This window comes from Corallococcus sp. AB045, assembly GCF_003668895.1.
In the GTDB taxonomy this organism is placed as follows: domain Bacteria; phylum Myxococcota; class Myxococcia; order Myxococcales; family Myxococcaceae; genus Corallococcus; species Corallococcus coralloides.
On the sequence record NZ_RAWN01000130.1, the window covers coordinates 1 to 14,535 of the forward strand.

Below are 14,535 nucleotides of genomic sequence, written 5' to 3' on the forward strand. Positions count from 1 at the left end.
GTCCCCAGTTGAAGGCCCACCTTCTCCGCGGGCATGTACCTGCTGGGCGGGCCCGCGGAGAAGGTGGGCCTTCAACTGGGGACGGACGGGACGTCCGCCTTCGTGTCCGGGAGGTGGCCGTGAACGCGCGCGCACTTCGCATCCTCTTGATGGGCGGGCTGCTGGCCGCACTCTCTGGCTGCACCGACTTCGATCAGGAGAGGCGGGAGTTCTGCCTGCGCAACCCGGAGCGCTGCGGCGCCGACGCGGGAGAAACGGGCGACGCGGGTGATGGTCATGACGCGGGCACCGATGATGCTGGAACCGGTGACGCGGGCACGTCGCGGCCCCCTCTGTTCCTGGAGGCTCCCGCGGCGTCGAACTACGTGGAGGGCGGCGGACGGCTCACCTTCCGCGTGTCCGCGCAGGACCCCCAGGGCAGCGCGCTGCGCTTCACCTGGACCGCGAGCGTCGGGACGCAGGGGGCCGCGCAGGAGACGGCCACCACGAGCCAGATTGTGTGGACGGCGCCGCAGTGCCTGGAGCCCGGCATTGTCGCGTCGTTCACGGTGAGCGTCACCAACGCGCTGGACCTGTCGGACGAGGCGTCCTTCGTCGCCGTCGGCATCCCGGACTGCCCCACGTGGCAACCGACGGGAATCCTGCTGAGGGGCCGCGTGTCACACACCGCCACGCTGCTGTTGTCGGGCCAGGTGCTGGTCACGGGACATGCGAGTAGCGCCGTCACGGAGTTGTTCGATCCCGTGACACTGACGTGGTTCACCTCATTGACCCTGACCCGGGCTCGCCAGGCGCACACAGCGACACTTCTGCCCTCAGGCAAGGTGCTGGTGACGGGAGGCGACGGGGGCGGCTCCACTACCGCCTCGGCGGAGCTGTATGACCCCAAGACGGGCACTTGGAGCGCCACCGGCTCCATGTCCATCGCCCGCTTCAATCACGCGGCGGCGCTGCTGCCGTCGGGCAAGGTGCTGGTGTCGGGGGGCTATACCTCGGGGGCGGGCCTCGCCTCGGCGGAGGTGTATGACCCCGCCACGGAGACCTGGAGCTCCACCGGCGGCATGGTGGGTGGTCGCTCCCTACACGCGCTCACGGTGCTGGCGTCGGGCAAGGTGCTGGTGACGGGGGGCTTCACCATGAGCGGCTCCCGCGCGGTGTCGGAGCTCTATGACCCCGCCACGGGCGCCTGGACCGCCACCGGAAGTCTGTCCTCGGATCGCTTCCGCCACACGACCACGCTGTTGCAGTCAGGCAAGGTGCTGGTGGTGGGAGGCCACAGCCTGATGGGCACGGGAACCCTCGCCACCGCGGAGCTCTACGACCCGGCCACGGGCGCATGGAAGGCCACGGGCAGCCTGCCCATGGGCATCAGCCAGCACACGGCGACGTTGCTGCCGTCGGGCAGGGTCCTACTCGCGGGAGGCCATCTGACGGACGGTAGGGAGTCCACCTCTGCGTGGCTCTACGATCCGGAGACGGAGGCGTGGACCTCGACCGTGGCGCTCAATGCTCCGCGCGGCTCGCACGAGGCCGTCCTGCTCACGTCGGGCAAGGTTCTGGCGGTGGGTGGCACGGATGGCACGACGTCCTCGCTCGCCACCGCGGAGGTGTATTCGCCGGGAATGGACACCTGGCGCGACACGGCCGCGCTGTCCACGGGCCGCGCCTCCAATGTGGCGGTGTTGCTGCCTTCGGGGGACGTGCTCGTGACGGGGGGGGCCTCGGCCACGGGCGCCCTGATGTCGGCGGAGCTGTTCAATCCGAAGAACGAGAGCTGGAGTTCCGCGGGGGAGATGCTCACCGCTCGCCAGTCGTTCGGGGCCACGCTGCTGCCGTCGGGCCGGGTGCTGGTCGCGGGGGGAACCAACGACAAGGGGCCGACGTCCGGGACGGAGCTATACGACCCGGCGACCCGCTCCTGGGCCTCCGCCGGCAACCTGTTCGCGCCCCGCTCGGAGCACGCGGTGACGCTCCTGCCGTCGGGCCGGGTGCTGCTGTCGGGCGGCGGCAGCCCCACTGCGCAGCACTACGACCCGGCGTCAGGGATCTGGGACTTCACCGGCAATCTGTCCACGGCCCGCTCGGGACATACGGCGACGCTGCTGCCTTCGGGCAAGGTGCTGGTGACGGGCGGGCGCGTGCTCGACAACCTGATCGCCACGGCGGAGCTGTATGACCCGGCGGATGGTACCTGGAGCAACACGGGAGGCATGGCGGTCACCCGGTACCGCCATACGGCGACGCTGCTTCCGTCCGGCCAGGTGCTGGTGACGGGAGGGCAGGGCGATGCCGGTATCCTCGCCACAGCGGAGCTGTATGACCCGGGCTCGGGCACCTGGACCCCTGCCGGCCGGATGTCCGTGGCGCGCAGTGCCCATACGGCCACGCTGCTGCCCTCGGGCCGGGTGCTGGTGACGGGCGGTGACAATCCAGCCCCGGGCCTTCTGTTCAGCACGGAGGTCTACGACCCGCGGACGCGCCTCTGGCGCGCGTCCGGGAGGCTCAGCGTGGGCCGGAGCAACCACGTGGCGACGCTGCTGCTGTCGGGCCACGTGATGGTCACGGGGGGCGAAGGTGATGCAGGCCCTGTGTCCGCCACGGAGCTCTTCACTCCCTGACCCGATGAAACACAACGGGCCGGGCGCGCACGCAGCGCACCCGGCCCGGAAGGTAACAGGCGGTTCTTTCAGCGCGAGGCGACGGGCTGCTGCGTCTCCGGCTTCGGCTCGACGGTGGCCTTGGCGGCGTCGATGGCGGCCTGGATGTCCAGCTTGCCGCCGGTGATGACCTTGCCCTTGAGGTCCGCGTCCTGCTCCACCGTCTTGAGGATGAGGTCGCGCACCTGCACGGCCGTCAGGTCCGGGTTCTCCGCGAACATGCGCGCGGCGGTGGCGGCCACCGTCGGCGTCGCCATGGAGGTGCCGCTCATCTCCTCCCAGTCATTGCCGGGCACGGTGCTGAGCACGTCCTCGCCCACGGCGGCCAGGTCCACCACCTTGTCGCCGTGCGACGAGAAGCGGGCCAGCTTGTCGTTGTTGCGGTCCATGGACGCCACGGTGAGGACGTTGGGCAGGTCCACGTTGGCGGGCATGTCCGGCACGTTGTTCATGTTGCTGCCGTTGCCGTTGGCCGTGGCCGCGAGCAGCAGGATGTCCGCGTCCGCCAGCTTCTGGATGGCGGCCTCCCAGCGCTTCTGGGACGCGGCGTCGCGGTAGGAGTCACCGAAGCTCGCGTTCGCGGCGCGGATGTTCACGCCGTGCTCGGTCTTCATCTTCACCAGGTAGTCCACCGAGCGCTCGAAGTTGGTGAGCAGGTCCGCGCCGTCGTACAGGCCGCCCACGCTCAGAATCTTCGCCTTGCCCGCGGCGATGCCGGTGTTGCCCTCGCCGTTGTCCTCGGCGGCGATGATGCCCGCCACGTGCGTGCCGTGGTCCGTGCCCTCGCCCTTGAACGGGTCGCCCTTGCCGGTGCCCACGTTGAAGCCGTGGATGTCATCCGCGATGCCGTTGCCGTCGTTGTCGATGCCGTCCCCCTCGACCTCACCGGGGTTCGTCCACATCGCGTCGTCCAGGTCCGTGTGCTTGTAGTCCACGCCGCCGTCGATGACCGCGATGACCGGCTCGCCCGTCAGCTTGGGCTTGGGCTGCGACGGGTCCACCGCCTTCGTGTCGGCGACCTTGTTCGCGCCCGGCTTCACCGCGACGTTGGCGCCGCCGAAGGCAAAGGCCGACGCCGGCACGCTGGCGCCCGGAGTCGAGGGACGGCCCGTCGGGCGGTCCACGAAGTTGGAGGGACGCGCACCCTGGGAGTCGAAGCCGTCACGCACCGTCAGGGGCTTCGCCTTGGGCGCCTGGGCGCGAGAGGTGGCCGTGTTGGCGGTGGGGGCGATGGAGGCGGGCGACTTGCGGTTGATTTCCATGGTGTTCCTCCGGGGGGATGAGGAGCGGCCTACTGACTCCTACATTGTCGCATCGCGCCTTTTTAAGTTTCGTCCCCAATGGTTTTTCAGGAGGACCCCCGGTGCACCGGACGCACGGCCTTCGTGCGCCCGGTGCAGGTGGGAAGCGGACTACCAGACCTTCACGCGCTGCTCCGGCGCCAGGTAGAGGCCCTGGCCCGGCTTCACGTCGAACGCCGGGTACCACGCGTCCAGGTTGCGCACGGTGGCGGCGCGGAACATGCCGGGCGAGTGCCCGTCCGTCACGAGCAGCCGGCGCAACAGCGGTTCACGGAACTTGTTGCGCCACACCTGCGCGAAGCCCAGGAAGAAGCGCTGTTCGCCCGTGAAGCCGTCCAGCGTGGGCGCGGGCTTGCCCTCCAGGGACATCACGTAGGCGTCATGGGCAATGGAGACGCCCGCCACGTCGGCGATGTTCTCGCCCAGCGTCAGCTCGCCGTTCACGTTCATGTCCGGCAGGGGCTTGTACGCGTTGTACTGCGCGGCCAGCGCCTTGCCCGCGGCCTTGAACTGCTCCAGGTCCTTGGGCGTCCACCAGTTGGACAGCTTGCCCTTCGCGTCGAACTGCGCGCCCACGTCGTCGAAGCTGTGGACGATTTCGTGGCCGATGACGGAGCCGATGCCGCCGTAGTTCACGGCCGGGTCCGCGTTCGGGTCGAAGAACGGGGGCTGGAGGATGGCGGCCGGGAAGATGATGGAGTTCTGCTGCGGCGAGTTGAGCGCGTTGACCTCCTGGGGCGTCATGAACCACTCCATGCGGTTCACGGGCTTGCCCAGCTTGGCCAGGTTGCGCTGGTGCTCGAAGAGCTCCGCGCGCTCCGCGTTGCCGAAGGCGTCTCCCTTGATGATTTCCAGGCCGGAGTAGTCACGCCAGGTGTCCGGGTGGCCAATGCCCACCTGCACCGTGCCCAGCTTCTCCTTGGCGCGGGCCTTGGTCTCCGGAGACATCCACGCGAGCGCGTCGATGTGGCGGCCCAGCGCGGCCAGGATGTTGCGCACCATCAGGTCCGCCTCGGCCTTGGCGGCGGGCGGGAAGTGCTTCTCCACGTAGCGCTTGCCCACCGCTTCGCCCATGGCGAAGTTGGAGAAGTTCACGCCGCGCTTCCAGCGGTCGCTCAGCTGCTGCGCGCCGGAGAGCGTCTTCCCGCTGAAGTCGAAGCCCGCGTCCACGAAGGCCTTCGACAGGTACGGGGTGCCCTGCATGATGGCGTGGAAGGCCAGGTAGTCCTTCCACGTCTGGAGGGGCTCGCTGCCCACCAGCTTCGCGATGCCGGTGATGGCGGACGGCTGCCAGACGATGAAGTCCTTTTGGGACGCGAGCCCGGCGCTCGCGAAGTACGCGGCCCAGTCCATGCCGGGCGCCTTCTTCGCGAAGTCCGTCTGCTTCCAGGGGTTGTTCACCTTCTCCACGTCCTGCGTGTCCTGCGCGGACCAGTGGGCCTGGGCGATCTTCGTCTCCAGGCCGAAGATGGCGCGGGCCTTCGCTTCCGCGTCGGGGATGCCGGCGTTCTTCAGCTGGGTCGCGATGTTCTGCTGATACTTCTCCCGCACCTCTTTGAATCGCGGCGTGTCCTTCAGATAGAAGTCGCGGTCCGGCAGACCCAGGCCGCCCTGGAGGAGGTACGCGGCGTAGCGGCTGGGGTCGTTCAGGTCCTCCGCCACCCAGAGGCCCAGGAGGCGGTCCGTGGTGGCCTGCCCGGTGTTGAGCGGATCCACGTCGCTGCGCAGCGTGGTGCCCAGCAGCGAGGCCAGGGCCTTGCGGTTGGCCACGGCGGCGATGCGGTCCAGCTCTGGCTTGAGCGGCGTGGCGCCCTTGGCCTCGATGGCGGCCTCGTCCATGAAGCTGGCGTAGAAGTCACCCAGCTTGCGCTCCTCGCTGCCAGCGGGGGCGTCCGACTTCGCGGCGGCCTCCAGGATGTCGCGCGTCTGCTTCGTGGCGTCCTCGGCCAGGCGCGTGAACATGCCGAAGGAGGAGCGGTCCGGCGGAATCACCGCGCCGTCCGCCCACTTGCCGCTGACGTATCGGTAGAAGTCATCGCCGGGGGCGACGGAGGTGTCCATGCCCGGCGTGTCGACGCCGAAGCTCCCGAAGTGCGGCTTGGGAGCGGCGGGGGCGGCCGGAGCCGGGGTGGCGGCGGCCTGGGCCGGCGGGGACTTCTCCGCGGGCGTGGTGGAGGCGCACGCGGTGATGAGCGCGGAAGCGCAGACGCCGAGCGTCATGCGCGCGGCGCCAAACGGCGGTCTGGAACGGAACGACATGGAGGCTCCTGGATGTGGCCCGTACGGGGTGGCGCACTCTGGCGCACGCGGGCGCGTCCCCAACAGCGCAAACGGCGGTTTCATCCCAGCCATTGCGTTCTGGACGTCCGGGCGCATTCGCGCTCCCAGGTTGGAACCCGGGGATGATGGCGCGGTGCGGTGTCCCGCCGGCCTCGAATTCTGATTACGGTCAGGGATTGAGCCATCCGGAGGGCCCATGACTCCCACCGCGTTTCGTCCTGCGTACACAGTCCAGACCGCGCACACCGTGCTCCGTTGCTGGTCACCGGCCGATGCGCCGCTGGCACTGCGCGCCATCGAAGCCAACCTCGAACACCTGCGTCCATGGATGGAGTGGGCGAAGCGCTATCCAATGAACGTCGCGCAGCAGGCCGGGCAGCTTCGCCGGATGCGCGGGCTGTTCGACCTGGGACAGGACTTCGCCTACGGCGTGTTCAGCCGCGACGGCTCCGAGGTCCTCGGAGGCACGGGCCTGCATCCCCGGGTGGGTGAGGGGGCCCTGGAGATCGGCTACTGGATGTCGGCCCGTCACACGGGCCGGGGGCTCGCGACGGAGATCTCCGGGGCGCTCACCCGCGTTGCCTTCGAAGTGGAGGGCGTGCGCCGGGTGGAGATCCATTGCGACCCCCGCAACGTCCGCAGCGCGGCGGTCGCCCGGAGGCTGGGATTCGTCCATGAAGGCACGTTGAGGCAGCGGCTCGTCGCGCCCGACGGCACGCTCCGGGACACGATGATCTGGACCCTGCTCGCCGAGGAGTACCCCGCCAGCCCCGCCGCCGCGACCGTCGTCGAGGCCTTCGACGTGCTGGGACAGAAGCTGCTTTGAGATAACAAACATCGCGCTTGGTTTGGAATCCTGCTTGTTCTCGTCTGTGTATTGACTCGGGAGTCAACGGATCTCATATTGGCGGCGCGTCAACTACCCGCCGCCCCCGAGGTGTCTCGATGACGTTGAAACTCCCTGCGTGGTGCAAGCGTTTGCCAGTGGTCATGTTGTTCCTGTTGCTGCCGCTCACGAGCCTGGCCCTGCCGACCACCGGTTTCCGGTTCGTCGACATCCCCGGCAGCGACGGCACCGTCCTGAAAGCCAACTACATCGCGCCCACGACGCCGGGCCCGCATCCGGCGGTGGTCTTCATCTCGAGCTGGGGACTCAACGACCTGGAGTACCTGGCCCAGGCCAACGCGCTGGCGCAGAAGGGCTATGTGGCGCTGTCCTATACGCCGCGCGGCTTCTGGGCCTCTGGCGGTGGCATTGATACCGCCGGACCGGCGGACATCGCGGACACGTCGCGCGTCATTGATTGGATGCTCGCCAACACGACCGCGAATCCCTCTCGTATCGGGCTCGCGGGTGTTTCATATGGCGCGGGCATCTCACTCATCGCCTCCGGCTTCGACTCGCGCGTGAAGGCGGTGGCGGCGCTCTCCGGCTGGTCGGACCTGGTGGCGTCGCTGTTCGGCGGGGAGACGCGGCGTCCGCAGGCGGTGGCGCTCTTGAACCTCGCCGCGACCCTGCTGGGCCGGCCTGGCCCCGAGCTGAGCACCACCATCAACGACTACTTCGCCAACCGGAACATCGAGTCCATCAAGGCCTGGGGCCGCGTGCGCTCGGCGGCCACGTACATCCAGCGCATCAACGCCAACAAGCCCGCCATCCTGATGGCCAATGCGTACGGCGACAGCCTCTTCCCGCCCAACCAGCTCGTGTCGTTCTACGGCCAGCTCGCGGGCCCCAAGCGGCTGGAGTTCGCGCCGGGCGACCACGCCGTCGTGGAGGCCACGGGCCTGTTGGGCCTGCCCAACGGCGTCTGGACCAGCGTGACGCGCTGGATGGACCAGTACGTCGCGGGCGTGGACACCGGCATCTCCCGTGAGGCGCCCGTCGTGCTGCGCACCTATGACGGCGACACGGAGGGCTATGCGTCCTGGGCCCAGGTGTCCACCGGCACGCAGCGCTTCGGGCTGGGCGCCATCCGCATCCTGGATGGCACCGGCACCCTGGGCGGCACGCCTTCGTCGAGCGGCTCGCGGACCGTCTGGTCCGGCTTCGACACGAACGCCGACGCGGGCGTGGCGCTCCTGACCAACGGGCTCCAGGCGCTGACCGGCATTCCGCCCGTGGTCTGGCTGCCGGGCGTCAACCGCCTCAACGCGGGCGTCTGGACGTCGTCCCTCTCCACGAGCGGCATCGCCATCCGGGGCTCGGCCACGCTGCGCCTGCGTGTCACGCCCTCCACCGCGTCGGGCACGGTCGTCGCCTACCTGTACGACCTCCTGGGCGACTACGGCGGGCTCATCACCCACGTGCCCCTCACGTGGAAGAACGCGACGCCGGGCGTGCCGCTCGACCTGGACCTGGCGTTCCCCGCCACGGCCTACGACGTCCCCGTGCTGCACCGGCTGGCGCTCGTCGTGGATACGGAGGATCCGCTCTACCTGGACGCCAACACCACCGGCGCGACGCTGTCGCTCGGTGGGCCGTCCTGGTTGGACCTGCCGACGCGCTGACCTGACGCGTGACGGGGACGGAAGGGCGCTTGCAGGGCGCCCTCCGTCATTCCAGCGGGCGTGTCCGGTGTGTTAACGCTCCCGGCGCCCATGGGAACCGCCGTCTCGGAACGCACTCGCGTCGCCCTGCTCGTCCTCGCTGGCGGCGTGCTGGCCCTGTTGCTGTCGCACCATCCCGCCATCCTGTCCGGGCTGCGCCTGGTGCAGGGGGACGAGGGCGACGTGCGCTTCAACCACTACGTCCTGGAGCACGGCTGGCGCTTCGTGACCGGCGACCCGGCGCACGCGCGCTTCTGGGATCCGCCGATGTTCTTCCCGGAGCTCAACGTCGCCGCGTACTCCGACGTGCTCCTGGGCGTGGCCCCGTTCTACTGGGTGTGGCGCGCGCTGGGCCTTGGCGCGGACCTGTCCTGGCAGGCGTGGTCGCTCACCATGGCGGCGCTCAACTACGCCGCGGCGGTGTGGCTGCTGCGGCGCGGGTTTGGCCTGCGCGTCTTTCCCTCGGTGGTGGGCGCGGTGCTCTTCACGGCCGGCGCGCCGCGCATCAACCAGCTCAACCACCCGCAGCTGGAAGGACAGTTCTTCGCGCTCCTCGCCGTGGGCGCGGTCATCGCGCTGACGCGGCCGGAGACGGACCGGCGGCGGGGGATTGCCTGGGCCGCGCTGCTGCTGGGCGCGTTCGTGGCCCAGCTCTACGCGGGCTTCTACTGGGGCTGGTTCCTCTTCTTCTTCCTGCTGCTGGCGTTCCTCGCCGGGCTCGCCTTCCGGGACACGCGCGGTCCGCTGCTGACGGCGCTGCGCCGCCACCTCCCGGCGCTCGCGGGCTTCGGAGTGTTGGGGCTGGCGCTGCTCGCGCCGCTCGTCCTGCACTCGCGTCAGGCCATTGGAACGGTGGGGCTGCGAACCTTCGCGGAGGTCTCACCCATGGTGCCGCGCTTCTGGAGCTGGTTCTTCGTGGGCCAGGACAGCTGGCTGTACGGGTGGACGAACGGCTTCTCCAAGTTCCAGCGCATGCCCGTGGCGTGGGAGCACCGCCTGGGCTTCGGCTTCGTCACCCCGGTGCTCGCGGGCATCGGCCTGTGGCAGGCGCGCTCACGGCCCGCGGTGCGGTTGCTGCTCGTCGTGGCGGTGGCCACCGTGGTGCTCTCGTCGCGCTACACCGGTGGCTACACGCCCTGGTGGCTCGTCTTCCACGGCGTGCCCGGCGCGGCGGCCATCCGGGCCCTGGCCCGCATCGGCATGTGGCTGCTGGTGCCCGCGGCCGTGGGGCTGGCCCTGTACCTCCAGCGGCAGTGGGAGTCCGGACGCGCGGCGCTGGCGGTGGGGCTGGGCGCGCTGTGCCTCCTGGAGCAGGGGCTCAACGGTCCCGTCTATGACCGGCACGAAGCCCGCGCGGACGTGGAGGCGGTGGCCGCGCGCATCGCACCGGGCTGCGCGACCTTCTTCTACGCGCCGACGTCCGGTGAGGCCCAGGATTGGAAATATCAACTGGATGCCGTGTGGGCGTCCGGCGAGCACGGGGTGCCCACGGTGAACGGCTACTCGGGCAACTCCCCGCAGGGTTGGAAGCTCCAGGACAACCGCCGCTTCAACGCGGAGGCCTCGGCGCGAATCGACCGCGACCTGGAGGCCTGGATGCGCTCGCGGAACCTGGCTCCCGAGAGTGTCTGCCGCATCGAGGTGCCCGCGCGGCGGTAGGGCCCGCCGCGCGGAACCGCCACCGGGACTACTTGGCGATGGTGGCGTAGTCGCCCTTGAGCGCGACGCCGGTGACGAAGCTGCCGGCGTGGCACTCGATCTCGGTGGCGCTCTTGAACTCCACCTTCTTGTAGTAGCTGACGATGTTGACCACCGCGTTGGCGCCGTTCTTCTTCGCGCCGTCCTGCAGGGCGATGATCGCGGAGAGGGCGGCCCACTTGCAGGCGTAGTCGTCCGACTTGCCCACGCCGTTGGTCTTCTTGTTCGAGGTGTCGCTGCCCAGCGTCTTGAGCACGTTGGGGGTCTTCGTGCCAGCCATGTAGAACTTCACCGAGCCGTCCAGCTTCTGCTTTGCCTCGGGCAGGGCCATCACGTCCGCCAGCTTCACCTTCGTCACGGTGTCGCGCGCCAGGGCGGGGCTCGCGGCGGTCAGGGCCAGCAACAGGAGGGCTTTCTTCATGGCGAGGTCTCCAGGCATCAAGGCCAGCGGCGGAAGATCAACGACGTGTTGATGCCGCCGAAGGCGAAGTTGTTGCTCATCACCAGGTCCGTCTGCAAAGCACGTCCCTCACCCATGACATAGTCCAGGGGCGCGCACTTCGGGTCCACGGAGTCCGCCGTCAGGTGCAGCGTGGGCGCGAACCAGTCCGAGCGCATCATCTGGATGGTCATCCACGCCTCCAGCGCGCCGCAGGCCCCCAGCGTGTGGCCCATGTAGCTCTTGAGGCTGGAGATGGCGACCTTCTCCCCGAAGACGGTCTTCGTCGCCGCGCTCTCCGCCACGTCGCCCGTGTCCGTCGCCGTGCCGTGCGCGTTGACGTAGGGGATGGCGGACGCCGGCACGCCCGCGTCCTCCAGCGCCAGCCGCATGGCCTCCGCCATGGTGTCCGCGTTGGGCTGCGTCACGTGGCGGCCGTCGCTGTTGGTGCCGTACCCCAGGAGCTCCGCGTGGATGGTGGCGCCGCGCGCCTTCGCGTGCTCCAGCTCCTCCAGCACCAGCGTGCACGCGCCCTCGCCCAGCACCAGTCCGTCGCGCTCGGCGTGGAAGGGGCGGGGGGACTGGTGCGGCGCTTCGTTGTGCTTGGTGCTGGTGGCGAAGAGGGTGTCGAACACCGCCGCGCCCGTGGCGTCCAGTTCCTCCGCGCCGCCCGCGAGCATCGCCACCTGGCGGCCCAGCTTGATGGCCTCATACGCGTAGCCGATGCCCTGGCTGCCGGACGTGCACGCGCTGGACGTGGTGATGATGCGCCCGGTGACGCCGAAGAAGACGCCGATGTTCACCGCCGCCGTATGGGACATCATCCGCAGGTACGTCGTCGCGGTGATGCCCTCCGTCGTCTTGTGGGTGATCATCTTCCCGAAGTCGCCCATGTTCTCCGGCGTCCCCGCGGAGGAGCCATAGGCGATGCCCATCTTCCCGCTCTTCACCAGCGGGCTGCCCAACAGGCCCGCGTCCTGGAGCGCCAGCTCGCTGGCCCGCGTCGCCATCAGCGCCACGCGGCCCATGGTGCGCGTCGTCTTGCGCGAGTACGCGGACGGCGGCAGCTCGAAGGGCAGGGCGGGCGCGCCCAGCCGCGTGTTCAGACCTTCGTACTGCTTCCAGGGCTCCATCACCTGGACGGCGTTCTGGCGCGCACGCAGCGCCGCCTCGACCGTCTTCCAGTCATGGCCCAGGGGGCTCAGCGCACCGACTCCGGTGACCACTACGCGCTTCATCCGATCATCCCCCCGTTCACCGAAATCACCTGCCGCGTGATGTAGCCCGCGTCCTCGGACATGAGAAAGGCCACCGCGGCGGCGACCTCCTCGGGCCTGCCCATCCGGCGGGCGGGAATGATTTTGAGCGCCTCCTCCAGGACCTCCGGAGGCACCATCTCCGTGTCGATGAGGCCCGGCGCCACGCAGTTGACGGTGATGTCGCGCTTGGCCAGCTCCACCGCCAGCGCCTTCGTCGCGCCGATGATGCCCGCCTTGGCGGCGCTGTAGTTCACCTGGCCCCGGTTGCCCATGATGCCGGACACGGACGACAGCGTGACGATGCGGCCCGGCTTCCTGCGGCGCACCAGGGGCATCGTGAGCGGGTTGAGCACGTTGTAGAAGGCGTCCAGGTTGGTGTGGATGACGCCGTCCCACTCTTCCGCCGTCATCGCGGGGAAGGCGTTGTCGCGCGCGATGCCCGCGTTGCACACCACTCCGTAGTAGCAGCCGTGGGTCTCCACGTCCTGGAGCAGCGCGGCCTGCGTGGCAGCGCGGTCCGCCACGTCGAACTGGAGCACGCGCGACTCGCGGCCCGCCTCACGGACCTGGGCGGCCACCGCGTCCGCCTCCTCGCGCTTGCTGCGGCAGTGCACCACGACGTCGTAGCCGTCGCGGGCCAGGCGCAGCGCGATGGCGCGGCCGATGCCCCGGCTGGAGCCCGTCACCAGCACCGTCTTGTCACCCATCTGTGTTGCCCCTTCCCAGGTCCTGCCCCGGTTGCGGCTCGTAGACCGTCAGCGCCGCCGTGGCCACCTGCTCCGTCCCGATGCGCAAGGTGCAGTCGAACTGGCCCAGCCCGTTGTCCGCGGAGAACTGGCGGTGGACCTCGATGCGCAGGGTTTCGCCCAGCTTGAAGGTGGGGCGGCTGCACTCGTAGCGGCGCGTGCCCAGCAGGAAGCCCACCCGGGGCGTACCGCCGCGCTTGCGCGCATGCCACCCGGCCCACGCGGCCACTGCCTGCGCCATGTACTCGATGCCCACCCAGCCGCCCACGACGCCGTCCGCGTAGAAGAGGCTGTCCTCGCGCACGGTGACCTCCGCGAGCAGCGAGTCCGCGTCGCCCTCCAGGATGCGGTCGAGCAGTCGCATGCGCCCCTGATGGGGCACCAGCTCCTCGACGGGCTGATCAATCACGATGCGCATCATGCGCGCTCCAGCACGAGGGCGGCGTTGCTGCCCCCGAAGGCGAACGAATTGCTCAGCACGCTCTTCACCGGGCGCCCCAGCGCCTCTCCCGGCTTCACCAGCGACAGCGCCGGCAGCGTTGAGTCCACGGCCCCGTCCCAGAAGTGCCCGGGCAGCTTGCCGTGCGGATTGTCCACCAGCGTGAGGAACGCGAAGGCCGCCTCCAGCGCGCCCGCGGCCCCCAGCGTGTGGCCGGTGAGCGGCTTGGTGGAGCTGGCCTTCACGTCCGGCCCCAGCAGCGCGTGCACCGCGCGGGTCTCCATGGCGTCGTTCTGCGCCGTGGCGGTGCCGTGCAGGTTCACGTAGTCCACCTGCTCCGGCGCAAGCCCCGCGCGCTTCAGGGCCTCCTGGATGGCGGCCATGGCGCCCTTGCCGCCGGGCTCCGGCGCGGAGATGTGGTGCGCGTCGGAGGACTCGCCCCAGCCGGACAGGCGCACCGGCCCCGGTTCGCGAGTCATCAGGAACAGCGCCGCCGCTTCGCCGATGTTGATGCCATGGCGGTGGGCGCTCATCGGGTTGCAGCGCTCCTCGCTCACGGAGTCCAGCGAGCGGAAGCCCGCAACGGTGAAGCCGCACAGCGAATCCACGCCGCCCGTCAGCACCGCGTCCACGGTGCCCGTGCGTAGCATCCGCGCCGCGCTGGCCAGGGCCTTGGCGCTGGAGGAGCACGCCGTGGAGATGACGTAGGCGGGGCCCCGGGTACCCAGCACATGCGCGAGCGCCAGCGCCGGGGAGCCCAGCTCCTGCTGCTGCAAATGGAAGCGGGGCGGCAGCTCGCCCGTGGCCAGGTGGCCGGCGATGGCCGCCTCCCCCTCACCGACGCCGGACGTGCTGGTGCCCAGCACCACCGCCACGCGCGAGGGACCGAAGCGGGCCACGGCCGCGTCAATCTCGGCGCGCACCTGCTCCAGCGCGGTGAGCAGGAGCGCGTTGTTGCGGCTGTGCTGCGAAGGGGGCAGTGCGTCCTGCGCCGCGAGCGGGGAAGTGACGACGCCCAGGTGCAGCGGACGGTCCGCGTACCCGGCATGCGAAGCGACGCCGGAGACGGTGTCCGCGAACAGCGCCCGGGCCACCTCCTGCTTCCCGGAGCCCAATGCGCAGACGAGGCCCAGCTGGTTGAGGAAGACAGGAGGAGGCATGGGGTG

General features: G+C 69.8%; 11 protein-coding genes. 4 read left to right on the forward strand and 7 right to left on the reverse strand.

Annotated features, from left to right (window positions below; all coding sequences use genetic code 11):
• Positions 1–119: 119 nt before the first annotated feature.
• A complete protein-coding gene (locus D7Y21_RS26950) occupies positions 120–2,618 on the forward strand; it encodes a kelch repeat-containing protein (RefSeq protein ID WP_233612293.1) in 2,499 nt (832 codons plus the stop codon).
• A gap of 68 nt (positions 2,619–2,686) precedes the next feature.
• Here the strand turns inward: D7Y21_RS26950 and D7Y21_RS26955 are convergent, their stop codons facing one another.
• Both D7Y21_RS26955 and D7Y21_RS26960 read right to left on the reverse strand, forming a co-directional pair.
• Positions 2,687–3,919 (reverse strand): S8 family serine peptidase, encoded by a 1,233-nt coding sequence (locus D7Y21_RS26955; RefSeq protein ID WP_121716577.1) that lies wholly within the window; start codon positions 3,917–3,919, stop codon positions 2,687–2,689.
• A gap of 150 nt (positions 3,920–4,069) precedes the next feature.
• Positions 4,070–6,217 carry a M13 family metallopeptidase gene (locus tag D7Y21_RS26960; protein ID WP_120563622.1) on the reverse strand — a complete coding sequence of 716 codons (2,148 nt, stop codon included), beginning with the start codon at positions 6,215–6,217 and terminating at the stop codon, positions 4,070–4,072.
• A 217-nt stretch (positions 6,218–6,434) separates the two neighbouring features.
• Between D7Y21_RS26960 and D7Y21_RS26965 the strand changes: the two genes are divergently transcribed.
• From D7Y21_RS26965 to D7Y21_RS26975, 3 genes are all read left to right on the forward strand, one after another.
• Complete coding sequence (locus D7Y21_RS26965) at positions 6,435–7,064, forward strand: GNAT family N-acetyltransferase (protein WP_120563621.1); 630 nt, start codon at positions 6,435–6,437, stop codon at positions 7,062–7,064.
• 164 nt (positions 7,065–7,228) lie between these two features.
• The gene (locus tag D7Y21_RS26970; protein ID WP_233591570.1) at positions 7,229–8,749 is read left to right on the forward strand and encodes a CocE/NonD family hydrolase; all 1,521 of its coding nucleotides are present in this window, start codon (positions 7,229–7,231) and stop codon (positions 8,747–8,749) included.
• A 90-nt stretch (positions 8,750–8,839) separates the two neighbouring features.
• Positions 8,840–10,447, forward strand: a complete 1,608-nt coding sequence (locus D7Y21_RS26975) for a hypothetical protein (RefSeq protein WP_121716579.1) — start codon at positions 8,840–8,842, stop codon at positions 10,445–10,447.
• A gap of 28 nt (positions 10,448–10,475) precedes the next feature.
• On the opposite strand, the gene D7Y21_RS26980 is transcribed toward D7Y21_RS26975, so the two are convergent.
• Genes D7Y21_RS26980 through D7Y21_RS27000 form a run of 5 tightly spaced genes read right to left on the reverse strand, consistent with a single transcriptional unit; the run spans position 10,476 to position 14,529 of the window.
• Positions 10,476–10,907 (reverse strand): excinuclease ATPase subunit, encoded by a 432-nt coding sequence (locus tag D7Y21_RS26980; RefSeq protein WP_120563618.1) that lies wholly within the window; start codon positions 10,905–10,907, stop codon positions 10,476–10,478.
• 17 nt (positions 10,908–10,924) lie between these two features.
• Positions 10,925–12,163, reverse strand: a complete 1,239-nt coding sequence (locus D7Y21_RS26985; RefSeq protein ID WP_121716581.1) for a beta-ketoacyl-ACP synthase — start codon at positions 12,161–12,163, stop codon at positions 10,925–10,927.
• Positions 12,160–12,891: a 3-oxoacyl-ACP reductase FabG gene (gene fabG / locus D7Y21_RS26990; RefSeq protein ID WP_121716583.1), complete on the reverse strand. Its 732-nt coding sequence runs from the start codon at positions 12,889–12,891 to the stop codon at positions 12,160–12,162. Before fabG ends, D7Y21_RS26985 begins: the two co-directional genes overlap by 4 nt.
• Positions 12,884–13,351 carry a hotdog family protein gene (locus D7Y21_RS26995; RefSeq protein WP_121716585.1) on the reverse strand — a complete coding sequence of 156 codons (468 nt, stop codon included), beginning with the start codon at positions 13,349–13,351 and terminating at the stop codon, positions 12,884–12,886. The genes fabG and D7Y21_RS26995 overlap by 8 nt, the downstream gene beginning before the upstream one ends.
• Complete coding sequence (locus D7Y21_RS27000; protein WP_120563615.1) at positions 13,348–14,529, reverse strand: beta-ketoacyl-ACP synthase; 1,182 nt, start codon at positions 14,527–14,529, stop codon at positions 13,348–13,350. The genes D7Y21_RS26995 and D7Y21_RS27000 overlap by 4 nt, the downstream gene beginning before the upstream one ends.
• Positions 14,530–14,535: the final 6 nt, after the last annotated feature.